Source organism: Lentzea sp. NPDC036955, from assembly GCF_055608005.1.
On the sequence record NZ_JBVJRC010000013.1, the window covers coordinates 70,289 to 83,604 of the forward strand.

Sequence of the window (13,316 nt, forward strand, 5' to 3'; positions counted from 1 at the left end):
CACCTCAGGAGGAACCCATGAACATCGCGATCCTCGGCACGGGCAAGGTCGGTTCCGCATTGGGGACACGACTGGCATCCACCGGTCACCACGTGGTCTACGGATCACGGACGCGCGCAGGCGAAGAGGGAACGGTCAGCCCGCGCGAAGCCGTCGCGTCCAGCGACGTGGTCGTCACCGCCATCCCCGGCACGGCCGTGGTCGCCGCCTTGGAAGACATCGGGGAGGACGTGCTGGCCGAGAAGATCGTGCTCGACCCCTCGGCCGCTTTCACCCCGCAGATGACGATGGCCTACCCCGGTGACAGCGTGGCCCAGCAGGTGCAGGCGCGTTTCCCACGGGCCCGTGTCGTGAAGACGCTCAACACGATGAACTTCACCATCATGGTCGACCCGCTGGCGTCGGTGTCCCAGGCGACCGTTTTCCTCAGCGGCGACGACAGCGCGGCCAAGACCGTGGTCACGGGCTTGCTCGGCGACCTGGGGTGGCCCGGGAGCAGCGTCCTGGACCTGGGCGGCGTCCACACCGCCTTGGCCACCGAGCACGTCGCTCCGTTGTTCTTCTCGACCGTCAGGGCCCTGGGAACCGCGAAGTTCAACATCTCCGTCTCGCGGTGACACACAGGTCGTCGCGATGGACGCACAACGCCCGCGGGGCCCGGGTCCACAGGAGACCCAGGCCCCGCGGTCGTGCGTGATCAGGAGTGGACGGGGATCTGCTCGTAGATCACCTTCCACTCGTAGGTGCCGGCGAACCCGTTGGCCCACAGGGAGTTCACCCGAGCCGCCTCGGTGGCGTTGGGCGAGGCGACGGTGCAGGACGTGCCGGGGCCACCGCCCGACATCAGCTCCGAGCACGGGCCGCTGTAGTGGTCGGGCAGGCCGAGGGCGTGCCCGGTCTCGTGCGCGGTGATGCGGGTGACGTAGTACTGCCTCGCCTGCGTGTAGTCGATGAAGATCGTGCCGCTGCCGTGGCCGTTGGTCGAGGCGTACGAACCGCGCGGGTCGTTGCCCTCGCGGTAGCGCAGGGTGGCCGCGCTGCGGTTCTCCACCAGCTTCACGTTGGACACCCGCGCGTTCCAGTTCGCCGCGCCTTGCCGGATGGCGCTCGCGAACGTGGGGGCGCTGCTGGTGTCGTAGTACACGGTGACCGCCGCCGCGGTGGGCGGGGCCTCGGCGGCCGACGCCTGGCCCGTCAGGGGTGCGACGACGGTTGTGGCCGCGGCGAGCGCGACGGACAGGACGACTTTCTTGAACATGGGTTCTCCTCGCTTGCAGGGTGCGAAGAATGGAACCTCGGGGTTCCGCCACCCAACGTAAGGAGAGTCGTCGTGCCCGTTCGCCCGCCATTGGCGTGAAGCGGTTCAGCGCTCTTCACGGTTGACGTAGCCCGCTATTCGGACGAAAGCAGCACAACCAGCGAAAGCGGGGCGAATGGTCGTCACTGTGCGTCAGATGCCGAGCTGACCGCCCCGGTAGTGGCGAGCGCCTGGGCGCGGGTGATCACGGGCCGGTAGCCCAGCTCCGCCACCGCCTTCGCCGTGTCCACAGTGCACGGCTGCGAGAAGAACCAGAGCAACGGCACCGGCACGTTCTCCACGGCCGTGGGGAGGTCGAGATCCGGTACCGACGGCTCCACCGCGTGGAGCCGGAACTGCGTCTCGAGGAACGACCTCAGCTCCACCGGCTCGCGGTCGGTGATGAAGTACGCCTCTCCTGGCCGGCCGTGCAACCAGCCGAGGACCAGTCCTTCCACGGCGTTGTCGACGTAGGTCACGTCGGTGCGCACCCTGCTGCCCTCGACCCAGGCGAACCGGCCTTCGCGCGCCGCCGCCACGATCGCGCCGATCAGGCTGCTGTGCGGTCCCCACACGAACCGCGGGCGGATGATGACGGTGCCGAGCCGGTCGTCCGAGGCCTCCGCGACGAGCTGTTCCGCCTGCGCCTTGGTGGCGGAGTAGGCCGCGGGCGAGTCCGGGCGCAGCGGAGCGGTCTCGTCCGCGTCGACCAGGGGGTCACCGGCCAGCAGCGCGGCTTCCGATCCACAGTGGACGAACCTGCGGGCGTGCACGCGGCGTGCGCCTTCCAGGGCGGCTGCGGTCCCGTCCACCGTCACGAGCCGGTGCCGTTCCGGGCTCGCCGCGAGGTCGGTCTCCGCGGCGAGGTGGAAGACCACGTCGTAGGTGTCGCCGGGACGGGCCCAGGTGGTGGGGTCGAGGAGGTCACCCCGGACGGCGGTGGCGCCCGCGTGCTCGACTGCGGCGGCCGCTGCGTCGCTACGCGCCAGGGCGGACACCGCGTGGCCGTCGGCGACCAGGCGGCGGATCAGGGCACTTCCGATGAAACCGGACCCGCCGGTGACGAATGCTGATGACATGTCAGGTCCAACGGCGGTGCAGGAAGAACACTTCCCGTCGCAGGATCGATATAAATTGCCCTAATGATAACTTTTGTTTATGCCAACTCTGCGCGCGCTGGAATGCCTGCTCGCCGCGGCCGACCTGGGTTCGGTGACGCGTGCCGCGCAGCACCTGCACCTGTCCCAGCCGGCGATCTCGCACCAACTGGTCGCCCTCGAACGTGAGGCCGGCACCGCCCTGCTGATCCGCGACCGCCGCGGAGTGCGTCTCACGGCCGCCGGACGCGCCGCGCTGCCCGAGGCTCGCCGGGCCGTGGCCGCCGCCGACGACGCGGTCCGCCTCGCCCGTGCGGTGGGTCAGGCCGCCGGAGGCACGGTCCGCGTGGTGTGCGCGCAGAGCCTCACGGTGGCGTTGCTGGCACCGGTGCTGGCCCGGTGGAACGCCGACCGGCCCGGCGTGACGATCGCCTTCCGCGAGAGCACGGACCCGGAGCCGGCCCTCGCCGCGCTGGAGTCCGGGGAGGCTGACGTCCTGCTCGTGCCCGACCTCGGCGCCACCGGCTTCCACGAGACCACGGTCGCCGAGGAGGAGATCGTGGTGGCACTGCCGGTCCGGCATCCGCTGGCCGCGCGGCCCGCCATCCGGCAGGACGACCTGCACGGCCGGTCTTTCGTGCACTTCACGCCGGAGAACAACCTCGGCGCGTGGATCGAGAGCAACCTCGACGCCGACCTGAGGGGGTCGGTGGTGGCCCGCACCGCCGTGACGACGCACGCGCCCCAGCTGGCAGCGGCGGGCCTGGGGCTCTCCGTGGTGCCGGTCAGCGCCATCACCGCGGGTTTCACCGGCGTGGTCCGCTCCTTCGAACCGCGGTGGACACGCCGCCTGGTCGCCCTGACCGCGGGCCCCCACGACCCGCTCACCGCTCAACTCATCACGGACCTGCGCGACGGAGGGCTGCACGTGCCCGGCGACGTCGCGGACCAGCTCGCCTCCGCGACCTCGGAACAACGCTGATCGAGATGTCGGTCGTTCAACCGACTGTGCGCCGCCACACCGGTGGATACCTTGCGAGGAACGCCCGCAACAGCTGGAGGAGCACCATGACGACCGCCCGGCGGATTCTCACCGGTCTGGCCACCGCAGGACTGTTCATCTCCGTGCTCGGCGCGGGATCCGCCACCGCCGCCACCAAGGGCAAGATCTACATCTCCAACAACTGCGGCACGGCGGTCTCCACGACGATCCACCGCACCAGCGGTGCGATGATCGCGGGCACCTCGGCCGCACCGGCCGGCAGCTACTTCGGCTACCCGGTCGACCCCGGCACCTACGTGGTCCGCGTGCCCGCCGGGAGCCGCACGGTGACGATCCTCGACCTCGGCGGCAAGGCGCACACCGCCGTCGTCAGGGCGTGCTGAACCGTCCTGCCAGGACAGAAGGGCCGTCACCCGAGTGGTGACGGCCCTTCTGCCGTAGGCCTTCTGCTCGCCACCGCCCACCGGCTCGCGTGCGAAGTGGTGCACCGCGAGCGGTCGAGCAGTGGTACTGGGGCGTGCCGCTCCCCTGCGCGACGATCGGTTCGGTCGCGGGAAACCCCCGCCACCGCTGATCGGAGAAGGAGCAAGCCATGCGGCACCTCACCCGCCGTCTCGCCACCGCCGCGGCCGTCGCCGCGACGCTGACCGGGGTCTCCCTCGTCACGTCGCCCGCGGCCTCGGCCCTCGCGCCGGGGACCCTGTTCCAGTACGGGGCGCTGAGCTGCAAGGCACTGGCCGCCGCCGACGGCGACGGCCTGGTGGAATGCACGGGCCAGCAAGGCACCAACTGGCGGTCCGTCGTCAAGTGCACCTGGGGCCTCACGTACTACGGCAACTGGCAGAACAACTACCTCGGTGGCACGACGCAGTCCCGGGCCGACTCGAACTGCTTCTGGGGCGTCGCGGACGTCACGGTCACCGGGAGCTGATCCCCGCGCGGAGCGACGGCGGCACCGGTCACCTCTCCCGCAACGGGGTTAGGCGCAGTGCCGAGGGGTAGTCAGGTCCCGGTGAGGCCCGGTGCCGGTGGTGCGGGGCACGCGAAGGAGGATCCGTGGAACTGACTGCTACGACCACTGTCCGCAAACCCGTGGCGGAGGTGTTCGCGTTCTGGCGCGATCTGCAGAACCTCCCGACGTTCATGGGGCATCTCGAGGAGGTCCGCACCACCGGTGCCCGGACGAGCCACTGGGTCGCCGACGCGCCGTTCGGGACGAACGTCGAGTGGGACGCCGAGATCACCGACGAGGTGCCCGCCGAGAAGATCGCCTGGCGTTCGACCGGTGACGCCGACGTGCCCAACGCCGGCACGGTCCGGTTCGTGGCCGCCCCCGACGGGGAGAGCACCGAGGTCCACGTCGGACTGGTGTACGAGATCCCGGGCGGTGCGATCGGCAAGGCGGTCGCCCGGTACTTCGGCGAGGAGCCGCACCAGCAGCTCGACGACGACCTGCGCCGGTTCAAGCAGGTGCTGGAGACCGGTGAGGTCGTCCGGTCCGACGGTGCCCCGTGGGGCAAGCGGGCGCGCGAGGAGTTCCCGCAACGCCCGGCGCAGCCGCTGTCGGACGCCGAGCTGGAGAAGGGAGCGGGCGCATGAGGGCGACCACCTGGGCCGGCCGCAACAAGGTCGAGGTCCGCGACGTGCCGGACCCGAAGATCCTCAACAGCCGCGACGCGATCGTCCGGATCACCTCCACCGCGATCTGCGGTTCCGACCTGCACCTGGTCGACGGCTACGTGCCGACCATGCAGGACGGTGACGTCCTGGGCCACGAGTTCATGGGCGAGGTCGTCGAGGTCGGCTCGGGCGTCGCCGCGGACCGGCTGCGCGTCGGGGACCGGGTCGTCGTGCCGTTCCCGATCGCCTGCGGTGCGTGTGCCGCCTGCGCGGCCGGGCTGTTCTCGTGCTGCGAGAACAGCAACCCGAACGCCGGGATCGCGGAGAAGATGTTCGGGCACCCGGTCGCCGGCATCTTCGGCTACTCGCACCTGACCGGCGGTTACGCGGGCGGGCAGGCCCAGTACGCGCGCGTGCCGTTCGCCGACGTCGGCCCGTTGAAGATCGAGTCGGACCTGACCGACGAGCAGGTGCTGTTCCTCTCCGACATCCTGCCCACCGGCTACATGGGCGCCGAGATGTGCGACATCCAGCCCGGTGACGTGGTCGCGGTGTGGGGTGCCGGGCCGGTCGGCCAGTTCGCCATGGACAGCGCCAGGGTTCTGGGCGCCGCGAAGGTCATCGCCATCGACAAGGAGCCCTACCGGCTGCAGATGGCCGAGCAGGCGGGTTACACGCCGGTGAACTTCGACGAGGTCGACGTGCGGTCCCGGCTGCTGGAGCTGACCGGTGGGCGCGGGCCCGACAAGTGCATCGACGCGGTCGGCCTGGAGGCCACGCACGGCAGCGCGCACGTCTCCGCCTACGACCGGGTCAAGCAGGCCGTCAAGTCCGAGACCGACCGCCCGCACGCACTGCGCCAGGCCATCATGTCGTGCCGCAGCGGCGGCGTGGTCTCGGTGATCGGCGTCTACGGTGGACTGATCGACAAGTTCCCCGCGGGCGCGTGGATGAACCGCTCACTGACCCTGCGCACCGGCCAGTGCCACGTCCACCGCTACATGAAGCCGCTGCTGGAGCTCATCGAAAGCGGGAAGCTGGATCCGACCCGGATCATCACCCACACGCTCCCGCTCGACGAGGCGGCACATGGCTTCGACATCTTCAAGAACAAGCAGGACAACTGCGAGAAGGTCGTCCTCAAACCCTGACGGGCCACGGCGTTCGGTCACCGCGGCGAACGCGGTGACCGAACCGCGGTCAGCTCGGCAGCACGAGCCGGTTGGCGATGTCGTACAGGTCGGCCTGGGGCACCCCGCCGGCGACGACGACCGGGGCCCCCCCGATCGCGTCGAGGACCCACAGGCGGCGGTAGCCGTCTTCGTCGGTGTAGCGCGTCGCGTGGCCCTGCACGAACTGCCCCGGCGTACCGGCCGGTTCGCCGACGACGGCGCTGCTGACGTGGACCGTCGGCTGAACGGTGCACGTGCCCAGCGAGTAGCCCGTGGTGGTCTCCGGCATGGCCGGGGACCGGTCCAGGCCCTGCTGGACGTTGAACGCGCAGATCCGCATCCCGTCGGGCAGGTCGCGCAGGCCGTAGGCCGGGGTGACCGTCGTCGCGCCGGGGAACTGGATGTTCTCCGCGATCCGGCGGCCGGTGTCGGCGAGCTGCTGCGCGGGTGCGGTGCTGCCGTGCGCGGCGGCCACGTGCACGTACATCGAGCCGCCGTCGGGGTGCGCCACGTACAGCTCGTACCCGCCCGGCCCGGTGGACACCGAGCTCTCCACCCCGCGCTGCCCCTTGACCGTCACGGCCTGGCCGGGACCCGACTTGAACATCGCCTCGTCCAGCGACACCATCCGGAACTGCTGGACGCCGATCTCCAGCACCTGGTCGCCGGCCGTGACGGTCAGCATGTACTCACCGCCGTACAGGGGCGTGGCCGGGTCCTCCGCGCTGAACCCGACGTTGATCCGGTGCACCCGGTGGGCGACCGTGCCCGGTGGGAGCCAGCCCAGCGAGTAGGGCATCCGCAGACCCGCCGCCGCGGCCTGGCTCGTGGGGGCCGGGGTCTCGGCTCCACCGGCGGTGGCCATCGGCTGGGACTGCACCGCGGGGTCCGGCCGGTTCAGCACCACGGCCGTGACCGCGCCGAGGGTCAGCACGGTCGCTCCGGCGGCGACCACCAGCGGCCGGCCCAGCGCGGAGCGCCTGCTGTCGATGCGCCGGCGCGCTGCGGCGAGCACCGCGTCGCTGTCGGGTGCGTCGGCCTCGCGCGCCGTGAAGGTGTCCTTGATCAGGTTCTCGATGTTCATCACGTCTCCCTGGCCTCCGCCATCTGCTCGATGACCAAGCCGTTTCGCAGTGCGGCCAACGCCTTGTGGGCGTGTGCGCGGACGGTCGCCTGGGCGCAGCCGAGCAGCCCGGCGATCTCGGAGTCGGGCAGCTGCTCGTAGTACCGCAGCACCACCACGGCGCGCTGGCGCTTGGGCAGCCGCGCCAAGCGCTGCCACATGTCCTCCCGCGCGGCGTGGTCCGACGCGAAGTCGTCCGCCCGTGCCTCGTCGGGGAGGTCCCCCGACGCGGTCACACGTGCGGACCGGCTATGTCGCCAGGACAGGTAGCCGTTGGTCACCATCCGCAGCACGTACCGCTCGGGGTGGTCCGCGCGGCTGATCCGTGACCAGTGCCGGTACATCTTGACCAGCACGTCCTGCACCAGATCAGCAGCCTGTTCCCGTTCGCCGGTGAGCATCGTCGCGTACCGCAGCAACCGCGGCAGCTGTGCTCGGGCGAAGTCGTCGTAGTCAGCCATCACCCTTGAAGACTCACGCCGACGGCGATCCGTTTACCGGCTTCTCGGACAACGCGCCGGCCACACCTTCACCGTTCGGCGGGCCAGCGCCCGTGCGTCCCCTCACCGGCGGGGTGCGGCCGGAGAACGGTGCCCGGTGTGGGCGGCACCGCCTTCCTCGTCAGCGCCGCGAGGCGGAACAGGGGCCCGACGAGCAGGTCGTAAAGGCCGGGCAGGAACCGGAAACCGGCGACGATGAGCGGGTTCGCGGGTCCTACCGGCACGCTGACGTGCCGCTGCGGGTGGTCGGCCAGGCGGACGATCGCGGCGGCGACCCGCTCGGGGCTCAGGACCGGAACAGGTGGCCGCGCCGCACGACCGGTGTAGTTGGCGGCCTGGTCGTAGATCGGCGTGTTGATGCTGCCGGGGCTCACGATGCACACGTGCACGCCTGGCTCGTCGCGCGTTTCCTGTTGCAGGGTGCGGAGTACGGCGCGTTGCCCCCACTTGGCCGTGGAGTAGGCGCCCATCTGCGGCACGGTGATGGAGCCGAGCAGCGAGTTCACGCCGATGAACACGCCGGTGCGCTGGCGGCGCAGAACGGGGAGGACCGCCTGCGCCAGGTGCAGCGTGCCGTGCACCGCGGTGTCCACGACCGTGGTGAACACCTCGGCAGGCATCTCCTCCACGGTCCCGTACCCCATCACCGTCGCACTGTGCACGACGACGTCGATGCGCCCGTGCAGGTCCATGGCCTTCCCGACGATCCGGCCGGCGCCACCGGGATCGCCGATGTCGTCGGCGACGACGTCGACCGCGGCGGTTCCCACCGCCCGGCAGGCCTTCTCCGCGGCGTCGAGCGCCGCACCGCTGCGGGAGGCCAGGACCACGGCATCGCCGCGGGAGGAGAACGCCACCGCCGCGGCCAGCCCGATCCCGCTGCTCGCGCCCACCACGAGCACCACTCGGCCGGTCATGGGTTCAGCACGACCTTGATGCAGCCGTCGCTCTTGGCGCGGAACATCTCGTAGCCGCGCGCGGCCTCGGCGAGCGGGAGGTGGTGCGTGGTCAGGTCCAGGGTGCCGAGCGGATCGGCCGGGTCGAGGACCAGCGGCAGGATCTCGTCGGTCCACCGGCGCACGTGGGCCTGTCCCATGCGCAGCTGGATCCCGCGGTCGAACATCTCCATCATCGGCATCGGGTCCTGCTCGCCGCCGTACACGCCGGACACCGACACCGTGCCACCGCGGCGCACTCCCTTCACCGCGGTGTGCAGGGCGTCGAGGCGGTCCAGTGCGACCTTGTCGATCACCTTCTGGGCGATGCCGTCGGGGAGCAGTCCAGCGGCCTTCTGCGCCGCGGCGACCAGTCCCCCGCCGTGGGCCTCCATGCCGACGGCGTCGATGGTGGCGTCCGGCCCGCGGCCGTCCACCATCTCGATCAGCTTGGCCGCCACCTCGCCGGAGCCGTCGAACTCGTCGAGGTTCACGGGTTCGGCCCCGTGGCGTTCGGCCAGCGCGAGCCGTTCGGGAACCCGGTCGACGCCGATGACGCGGCCGGCGCCGAGGTGCCTGGCGATCCGGGCGGCGAACTGCCCGACCGGGCCCAGCCCGAGCACGGCGACGGTGCCACCGGGAGGCACGTCGGCGTAGCGGACGGCCTGCCACGCCGTCGGCAGGATGTCGGACAGGAACAGGAACTGCTCGTCGGGCGTGCCGTCCGGAACGACGATCGGCCCGAACTGGGCCTGCGGCACCCGCAGGTACTCGGCCTGGCCGCCGGGCACCGAACCGTAGAGCGAGGTGTAGCCGAACAGGCTCGCGCCCTTGCCCTCGCCGCGCACCTGCGTCGTCTCGCACTGCGCGAACAGGTCGCGCCGGCACATCCAGCAGTGCCCGCACGAGATGTTGAACGGCACCACGACCCGGTCGCCCACCTTGAGGTGACCGCTCGCCTCGGAACCGACCTCCTCGACAACGCCCATCGCCTCATGGCCGAGCACGTCGCCCGGCTTCAGATAGGGCCCCAGCACCCCGTACAGGTGGAGGTCGGATCCGCAGATCGCGGTCGAGGTCACCCTGATGATCGCATCGGTGGGCTCCTCGATCCGCGGGTCCGGAACGTCGACCACCTGCACCTTCTCGTTGCCCTGCCACGTCAGCGCCTTCACGGGTGCCTCACCTCTGACGCTGGCGTGGTGGTACTTGCTGACCTGGCCGGGGTGCGCGGCGACGCGTTCAGCGCCGTGCGCACGACCGCCGTCGAGCGGGTGATTCGAGACATCCGACTTCCCCTCGTGACACTGGTGGACAGGTCAGCAGTACCCCGCAAAATCGACTCAAAACCGTTTCAACCTGTTCGTGGTAACGGACGGACCCCGCCGCTCGAACGGCCCCTCGGCGTAGGGGCAGCGTCACCTGGTCGGCTGGTTCACCCTTTCCGGTAGCCGTGTCGCCGGGCATTCGCGAAACGGGTTGCCTAGGTTGCGTCGTCATGACCGAAGTTCGTGATCTCAAGTACCGGCAGTGGTTCAAAGGCGCCGATGTCGACGGCGACGGAGTCATCACCTGCGAGGACGTCCGGCTGATGGGCGAGCGGTACGTCGCGGCCCGCGGTGCCGCGCTGCAGCCCGCGACCGCCCGCCACCTCGTCGAGGGGCTGGAGGCGTTCTGGACCGGTGTGATCGCGCCGATGGACCAGGACGGTGACGGGAAGGTCGACCTGCGGGAGATGACCGAGGGGTTCCGGCGGGCGCTGGGCGATCGCGGCCTGTACCCGCAGCAGGTCGGACCCGTGGCCGACTGCTACTTCGACCTGATCGACCTCGACGGGGACGACCGGGTCGACCGCACGGAGTTCGAGGAGATCTTCCGCCTCGCGGGCAACGTCTCCCCCGAGGACTGCGCCGCCGTCTTCGACGCGCTGGACGTCGACGGCTCCGGCGGGCTCGACCGCGCCGAGTTCCACCAGGCGCTCGCGGAGTTCTTCTACGGCGACGACCCGCACGCGCCCGCCGCCCACCTGTTCGGCAAGATCACCGCATAACCGCCACGCCGTGTCGTCCGGCCCGCTGCACCCGAAGCCGAGGCAGCGGCCGGACAGGACCCATTTGCACTACATCACTCCGCCAGCCGCATGAGCAACCATGGTCCCGGGCCGGGAACTTCGGTGGCAGAGGTGATGCATGGTCGAGCAACGCATGTCGGTCGCGACCCATTGGGGCAGTTTCGTCGCCGTGGTCGAGTCCGGCCGGTTGGTGCGGATCGAGCCGAAGCCCGGTGACCCCGCTCCCTCCCCCATCGGCCCCGGGATGGTGCGGGCCGCAGACGACAGCGCGCGCGTGCTGCGCCCCGCCGTGCGCAAGGGCTGGTTGGACGGCGAGCCGCGCGCCCACGGCACCGCCAGGGGCTCCGACGCCTTCGTCGAGGTGAGCTGGGACCGTGCGATCACGCTGGTGAGCGACGAGCTCCGCCGGGTCCGCGCGGAGCACGGGGACAGCGCGGTGTTCGGCGGGTCCTACGGGTGGGCGAGCGCGGGCAGGTTCCACCACGCGCAGGGACAGCTGCACCGGTTCCTGGCGCTGGGCGGGGGCTTCACCGACTCGCGCAACACCTACAGCACCGCGGCTCTGGAGGTCATCCTCCCCCACGTGATCGGCGGGCACCCGTGGAGCTACCAGAGCCGGATGCCGATGTGGGACGAGATAGCCGAGCACTGCGAACTCGTGGTGGCGTTCGGCGGGCTCGCCCTCAAGAACAGCCAGATCAACCCCGGCGGGCTGGCCCGGCACCAGACGCGGGACCTGCAGCGCCGGTGCCGCGAGGCCGGCGTCCGGTTCGTGAACGTCAGCCCGATCCGCAGCGACACCGCCGGGTTCCTCGACGCCGAGTGGCTGCCCGTCGTCCCCAACACCGACACCGCCGCGATGCTCGGCATCGCACACACGATGCTGGTCAACGGCTGGCACGACGAGGACTTCCTGAGCCGGTGCTGCGTCGGGTTCGACCGCTTCGCCGCCTACCTGACCGGCGAGCTCGACGGCGTCCGCAAGGACGCGGCCTGGGCCGCGGGGATCACCGGCCTCGACCAGGACGTGCTCACCGGTCTCGCCCGCCGCCTCACCGCCCAGCGGTCACTCATCATGGTCAACTACGCGGTGCAACGCGCGGACCACGGTGAACAACCGATCTGGATGTCCGTCGTGCTGGCCGCCATGGCGGGCTCCCTGGGCCGGCCCGGCTGCGGCTGGGGTGCGGGCTACGCGACGATGGACGCGACCGGCGTCGCTCCGGACCGCCCGTTCGTCGGGACCATCCCCGCGGTCCCCAACCCGGTTCCCGACTTCATCCCCGTCGCCAGGATCGCCGACGCCCTGCTGCACCCCGGTGAGGTCATCGACTACGACGGCAGCAGGCTCATGCTGCCCGAGCTCCGCCTCGTCTACTGGTGCGGGGGCAACCCGTTCCACCACCACCAGGACCTGCACCGGTTGACCCGCGCGTGGCAGGTTCCCGACACGGTCGTGGTGCACGAAGCCTGGTGGAACACGACGGCCAAGTTCGCGGACATCGTCCTGCCCGTCGCCACCAGCCTCGAACGCGACGACTTCGCCGCCGGTTTCTCCGACCCCCACCTCGTCGCGATGCCGAAGGTCCGCGAGCCCGCCGGCGAGTCGCGCACCGACCACCACATCTTCGCCGACCTGGCCGCCCGGCTCGGGTACCACGAGGAGTTCACCGAGTCGCGCTCCGAGCTCGACTGGGTCCGCCACCTCTACGAGGAGACGAAGGCCCAGCTCGGTGACACCGCCGCGCTGCCGGACTTCGACGACTTCTGGCGCAGCTCCACCGCCGCGCTGCCGGCCTCGACCGGACCGTTCCCCGGTAGCTTCGCAGCCCTCCGCTCGGATCCGCGGCAGTTCCCCCTGACCACGCCGTCGGGCCGGATCGAGATCTTCTCCGAGGAGATCGACTCGTTCGGCTACGACGACTGCGCAGGGCACCCCACGTGGTTCGAGCCGGTGGAGTGGCTCCGCGCCGGGCTGGCGGACCGGTTCCCGCTGCACCTGATCTCGAACCAGCCCGCCTCACGCCTGCACAGCCAGTACGACAACGGCGGCCACAGCCTCGCCTCGAAGATCCGCGGGCGCGAACCCGTGACGATCAACCCCTCGGACGCCGCGGCGCGCGGCATCGAGGACGGCATGGTCGTGCGCGTCCACAACGACCGGGGGAGCTGCCTCGCGGGCGCGGTCCTGTCGGACGACGTCATGCCCGGTGTCGTGCAGCTGTCCACCGGAGCGTGGTGGGACCCGGTCGAGCCGGGCGTGAGCGGGACGCTGGACCGCCACGGCAACCCGAACGCCCTCACCGCGGACCGGCCGTGCTCGCGCCTGTCCCAGGGACCCAGCGCCCACAGCGTTCTCGTCGACGTCGAACCCCATGACGGCCCGCTCCCCGACGTGCTGGCCTTCACCCCGCCGCGGATTCTGGGTGATCAGCACCAAAACCCGTTGCGGCACACGTGAACCTCCTCTTTCGAGTTACGTGCGGCGAAGTTCTCCC

General features: G+C 70.8%; 14 protein-coding genes. 8 read left to right on the plus strand and 6 right to left on the minus strand.

Annotation, left to right across the window (positions count from 1 at the left end):
* Nucleotides 1-17 precede the first annotated feature (17 nt).
* The gene (locus ACZ7CF_RS36690; protein ID WP_458432136.1) at nt 18-617 is read left to right on the plus strand and encodes an NADPH-dependent F420 reductase; all 600 of its coding nucleotides are present in this window, start codon (nt 18-20) and stop codon (nt 615-617) included.
* 80 nt (nt 618-697) lie between these two features.
* Here ACZ7CF_RS36690 and ACZ7CF_RS36695 read toward each other — a convergent pair whose 3' ends face one another.
* Both ACZ7CF_RS36695 and ACZ7CF_RS36700 read right to left on the minus strand, forming a co-directional pair.
* Complete coding sequence (locus ACZ7CF_RS36695; RefSeq protein WP_360401177.1) at nt 698-1,258, minus strand: snapalysin family zinc-dependent metalloprotease; 561 nt, start codon at nt 1,256-1,258, stop codon at nt 698-700.
* Between the two features lie 182 nt (nt 1,259-1,440).
* Nucleotides 1,441-2,376: an NAD-dependent epimerase/dehydratase family protein gene (locus ACZ7CF_RS36700; RefSeq protein ID WP_470371939.1), complete on the minus strand. Its 936-nt coding sequence runs from the start codon at nt 2,374-2,376 to the stop codon at nt 1,441-1,443.
* Nucleotides 2,377-2,455: 79 nt separating this feature from the next.
* Between ACZ7CF_RS36700 and ACZ7CF_RS36705 the strand changes: the two genes are divergently transcribed.
* From ACZ7CF_RS36705 to ACZ7CF_RS36725, 5 genes are all read left to right on the plus strand, one after another.
* Nucleotides 2,456-3,376 carry a LysR family transcriptional regulator gene (locus tag ACZ7CF_RS36705; RefSeq protein WP_470371940.1) on the plus strand — a complete coding sequence of 307 codons (921 nt, stop codon included), beginning with the start codon at nt 2,456-2,458 and terminating at the stop codon, nt 3,374-3,376.
* A gap of 86 nt (nt 3,377-3,462) precedes the next feature.
* Entirely contained in the window at nt 3,463-3,780 is a 318-nt protein-coding gene (locus tag ACZ7CF_RS36710; protein ID WP_470371941.1) for a hypothetical protein, read from the plus strand.
* Between the two features lie 209 nt (nt 3,781-3,989).
* Complete coding sequence (locus ACZ7CF_RS36715) at nt 3,990-4,328, plus strand: hypothetical protein (RefSeq protein ID WP_458432132.1); 339 nt, start codon at nt 3,990-3,992, stop codon at nt 4,326-4,328.
* A gap of 125 nt (nt 4,329-4,453) precedes the next feature.
* Entirely contained in the window at nt 4,454-4,996 is a 543-nt protein-coding gene (locus ACZ7CF_RS36720) for an SRPBCC family protein (RefSeq protein WP_360401162.1), read from the plus strand.
* Nucleotides 4,993-6,168 carry a zinc-dependent alcohol dehydrogenase gene (locus ACZ7CF_RS36725; protein WP_360401159.1) on the plus strand — a complete coding sequence of 392 codons (1,176 nt, stop codon included), beginning with the start codon at nt 4,993-4,995 and terminating at the stop codon, nt 6,166-6,168. The genes ACZ7CF_RS36720 and ACZ7CF_RS36725 overlap by 4 nt, the downstream gene beginning before the upstream one ends.
* A 49-nt stretch (nt 6,169-6,217) precedes the next feature.
* On the opposite strand, the gene ACZ7CF_RS36730 is transcribed toward ACZ7CF_RS36725, so the two are convergent.
* The 4 genes from ACZ7CF_RS36730 to ACZ7CF_RS36745 form a co-directional block, all read right to left on the minus strand.
* Entirely contained in the window at nt 6,218-7,273 is a 1,056-nt protein-coding gene (locus ACZ7CF_RS36730) for a hypothetical protein (protein ID WP_458432131.1), read from the minus strand.
* Entirely contained in the window at nt 7,273-7,773 is a 501-nt protein-coding gene (locus ACZ7CF_RS36735) for a SigE family RNA polymerase sigma factor (RefSeq protein WP_360401153.1), read from the minus strand. Before ACZ7CF_RS36735 ends, ACZ7CF_RS36730 begins: the two co-directional genes overlap by 1 nt.
* 68 nt (nt 7,774-7,841) lie before the next feature.
* The gene (locus ACZ7CF_RS36740) at nt 7,842-8,729 is read right to left on the minus strand and encodes an SDR family NAD(P)-dependent oxidoreductase (protein ID WP_458432130.1); all 888 of its coding nucleotides are present in this window, start codon (nt 8,727-8,729) and stop codon (nt 7,842-7,844) included.
* Complete coding sequence (locus ACZ7CF_RS36745) at nt 8,726-9,922, minus strand: zinc-dependent alcohol dehydrogenase (protein WP_470371942.1); 1,197 nt, start codon at nt 9,920-9,922, stop codon at nt 8,726-8,728. The genes ACZ7CF_RS36740 and ACZ7CF_RS36745 overlap by 4 nt, the downstream gene beginning before the upstream one ends.
* Nucleotides 9,923-10,245: 323 nt before the next feature.
* Between ACZ7CF_RS36745 and ACZ7CF_RS36750 the strand changes: the two genes are divergently transcribed.
* Nucleotides 10,246-10,797, plus strand: a complete 552-nt coding sequence (locus tag ACZ7CF_RS36750; RefSeq protein ID WP_360401144.1) for an EF-hand domain-containing protein — start codon at nt 10,246-10,248, stop codon at nt 10,795-10,797.
* Nucleotides 10,798-10,936: 139 nt separating this feature from the next.
* Nucleotides 10,937-13,279, plus strand: a complete 2,343-nt coding sequence (locus ACZ7CF_RS36755; RefSeq protein ID WP_470371943.1) for a molybdopterin-dependent oxidoreductase — start codon at nt 10,937-10,939, stop codon at nt 13,277-13,279.
* Nucleotides 13,280-13,316: the final 37 nt, after the last annotated feature.

Excerpts from the sequence above, each read along its gene's own strand:
- ACZ7CF_RS36690 (WP_458432136.1), top strand. The coding sequence starts at position 18 with ATGAACATCGCGATCCTCGGCACGGGCAAGGTCGGTTCCGCATTGGGG.
- ACZ7CF_RS36730 (WP_458432131.1), bottom strand. The coding sequence starts at position 7,273 with ATGAACATCGAGAACCTGATCAAGGACACCTTCACGGCGCGCGAGGCC.
- ACZ7CF_RS36710 (WP_470371941.1), top strand. The coding sequence starts at position 3,463 with ATGACGACCGCCCGGCGGATTCTCACCGGTCTGGCCACCGCAGGACTG.
- ACZ7CF_RS36725 (WP_360401159.1), top strand. The coding sequence starts at position 4,993 with ATGAGGGCGACCACCTGGGCCGGCCGCAACAAGGTCGAGGTCCGCGAC.
- ACZ7CF_RS36750 (WP_360401144.1), top strand. The coding sequence starts at position 10,246 with ATGACCGAAGTTCGTGATCTCAAGTACCGGCAGTGGTTCAAAGGCGCC.
- ACZ7CF_RS36740 (WP_458432130.1), bottom strand. The coding sequence starts at position 8,729 with ATGACCGGCCGAGTGGTGCTCGTGGTGGGCGCGAGCAGCGGGATCGGG.
- ACZ7CF_RS36735 (WP_360401153.1), bottom strand. The coding sequence starts at position 7,773 with ATGGCTGACTACGACGACTTCGCCCGAGCACAGCTGCCGCGGTTGCTG.
- ACZ7CF_RS36705 (WP_470371940.1), top strand. The coding sequence starts at position 2,456 with ATGCCAACTCTGCGCGCGCTGGAATGCCTGCTCGCCGCGGCCGACCTG.
- ACZ7CF_RS36755 (WP_470371943.1), top strand. The coding sequence starts at position 10,937 with ATGGTCGAGCAACGCATGTCGGTCGCGACCCATTGGGGCAGTTTCGTC.
- ACZ7CF_RS36700 (WP_470371939.1), bottom strand. The coding sequence starts at position 2,376 with ATGTCATCAGCATTCGTCACCGGCGGGTCCGGTTTCATCGGAAGTGCC.
- ACZ7CF_RS36715 (WP_458432132.1), top strand. The coding sequence starts at position 3,990 with ATGCGGCACCTCACCCGCCGTCTCGCCACCGCCGCGGCCGTCGCCGCG.
- ACZ7CF_RS36695 (WP_360401177.1), bottom strand. The coding sequence starts at position 1,258 with ATGTTCAAGAAAGTCGTCCTGTCCGTCGCGCTCGCCGCGGCCACAACC.